4 protein-coding genes are annotated in these 1,776 nt (G+C 68.6%); 1 reads left to right on the top strand and 3 read right to left on the bottom strand.

The features are described 5' to 3' along the window. Positions 1-8: 8 nt before the first annotated feature. Together EPO09_RS21835 and EPO09_RS21840 are read right to left on the bottom strand one after the other, a co-directional pair. A complete protein-coding gene (locus EPO09_RS21835) occupies positions 9-227 on the bottom strand; it encodes a hypothetical protein (RefSeq protein WP_290646670.1) in 219 nt (72 codons plus the stop codon). Between the two features lie 54 nt (positions 228-281). Then, positions 282-410, bottom strand: coding sequence for a hypothetical protein (locus EPO09_RS21840; protein ID WP_290646672.1), 129 nt, complete (start codon positions 408-410; stop codon positions 282-284). A 108-nt stretch (positions 411-518) separates the two neighbouring features. On the opposite strand from EPO09_RS21840, the gene EPO09_RS21845 reads away from it, so the two are divergent. Further along, positions 519-1,124 carry a CGNR zinc finger domain-containing protein gene (locus EPO09_RS21845; RefSeq protein ID WP_290646674.1) on the top strand — a complete coding sequence of 202 codons (606 nt, stop codon included), beginning with the start codon at positions 519-521 and terminating at the stop codon, positions 1,122-1,124. 39 nt (positions 1,125-1,163) lie between these two features. On the opposite strand, the gene EPO09_RS21850 is transcribed toward EPO09_RS21845, so the two are convergent. Beyond that, a partial coding sequence (locus EPO09_RS21850) for a hypothetical protein (RefSeq protein WP_290646676.1) occupies positions 1,164-1,776 on the bottom strand: 613 nt, incomplete at its 5' end.

Below are 1,776 nucleotides of genomic sequence, written 5' to 3' on the forward strand. Positions count from 1 at the left end.
GGCGGCCGTCAGACTGCCGGATCGCAAGATGCCGGCTTCGGTCGGCCGCTGACGTCGAGCCAGGTGCGGAACCGCGCAACGCCGGCGGCGATCCGCCGGCCCAGCGACAGGCTCCGGGCCGGCCGGCGTTCGGCCGCGCGAATCAGCTTCCAGCGTCGTGCTTCATCGGCCTCCCGAAGGAGGTCCTGGAGGTGCTCGGTGGCTAGTTGCGCGAGGAACGGGTTCATGCGGGTCTCCACTGGGTGTCGGCTGCTTCGGGCCGTGTCGTGCGGGCGCCCGGGCTAGCGGGCGTGGTCGTCGCCATAGGAAGGGCGGGAATCGGCCCCCAACCCCGAGCTCATCAGGGCAAGCAGGCTGAAGCCACCGGCGATCGACGCGGCGATGAGGAAGAAGGCAAAGATGGTGATCATGGTGGACGCTCCTGACCCTTACAGTAACCTGTGTGGAGGCGATTAGTGGTTACCCGCAGCATAGTCACTTGCGCGTAACCTGTCAAGCGGTATATGGTGGTTACTGCCATGAAGTCCGCCGACGAATCGACCCACGCTCACGACCTCGCACTCGATGCCGCCGTCGAGTTCCTGAACACGAAGGAACTCGAATTCGGACACCTCGTGGATCACCTCCACGAGCCGGGCGACGCGCGCTCGTGGTTCGTCGAGCAGGGCGTCATCCACGGGACCGATCGCGCGGGATGGAACCAGCGCGACCTCGAGCGAGTCCGGAAGGTCCGTGATGCACTCCGGGAGGTCCTCGATGCGGTCGTCGAGGATCGGGCCCCATCTGCGGCGGCTGTCGACCTCGTCAATCGAGCCCTCGCCGACGGCCGCGTGCCCCGCCTCGAGCTCCAGGGGTCGGACGTCGCCGTCGGGCATCGCCACGGCACGAACGAGGTCGGCGACGCGCTCGCGGCCCTCGCCGGCCCGATCGTCACCGAGATCGCGACCGGTCGCCCGGATCGGTTCCGTACCTGCGCCAACGACACCTGCCGGTGGTCGTTCTACGATGCGTCACCCACCGGGCGGCGGCGCTGGTGCGACATGCGAACATGCGGCAACCGGGCCAAGGCGGCCCGCCATCGAGAGCGCGCCAAGGGCATCGAGATCATCGATCCCGTGCCCTGACGGGTTGAGGTCCCGGCCCGAACCTCCAGTCGCGTTCGATCAACGGGCGAGCCGCGCCCAGATCGGGACTTCGACGGCTTGCGCGGATTCACCGCAGCCGACCGTCGCGACGAGCAGGAACCGGTCGAGGTGGGCGTATGCCCCCCGGATTCGGGGCCATTCGGCGTCCTGCGGATCCGAAGGAGCCATGAGCCATGACGCCCGGATCGTGTGCCCATCCCTGATCGCGGAAGGCTCGATGGCGACGGTGTATCCGCCGATGATCCCCGGCGGGAGCAGCCCCTCGCTCGGCGCCGTTGCCCCGTACCACCCGACGACGGCACCATCCAGAGTGTCCACTGGATCCTCGTTCGTGACGAGGAACCACGACTCGCCCGAGAGCTCGCTGGCCGGCTGAACCTGGTAGCCGGCGCTGTCGCCGCCCACCGGCGGATTCTCGCGGTTCATGAGGCCGAACGGAAGCAGGTCGGCCCGCCGCCAGGCGGCTTCGAGCACGAGGTGGAGGCGCTGCCGGTCGTGGGTCACGGTTCCTCCGGCGTCCACGTCGCCCCGATCGCAGGTCATGGTCCATCGAACGTCGACGTCGGCTGCGCGGGCCTGCGTGGGATCCGGCACGACGGCGAACACCGGCCCAACGAGCAACGGAAGGATG

Origin of the sequence: Aquabacterium sp., assembly GCF_004297345.1 — a bacterium.
GTDB lineage: Bacteria > Pseudomonadota > Gammaproteobacteria > Burkholderiales > Burkholderiaceae_C > Aquabacterium.

Coding starts and splice junctions, on each gene's coding strand:
- EPO09_RS21835 (WP_290646670.1), bottom strand. CDS start 227: ATGAACCCGTTCCTCGCGCAACTAGCCACCGAGCACCTCCAGGACCTC.
- EPO09_RS21840 (WP_290646672.1), bottom strand. CDS start 410: ATGATCACCATCTTTGCCTTCTTCCTCATCGCCGCGTCGATCGCCGGT.
- EPO09_RS21845 (WP_290646674.1), top strand. CDS start 519: ATGAAGTCCGCCGACGAATCGACCCACGCTCACGACCTCGCACTCGAT.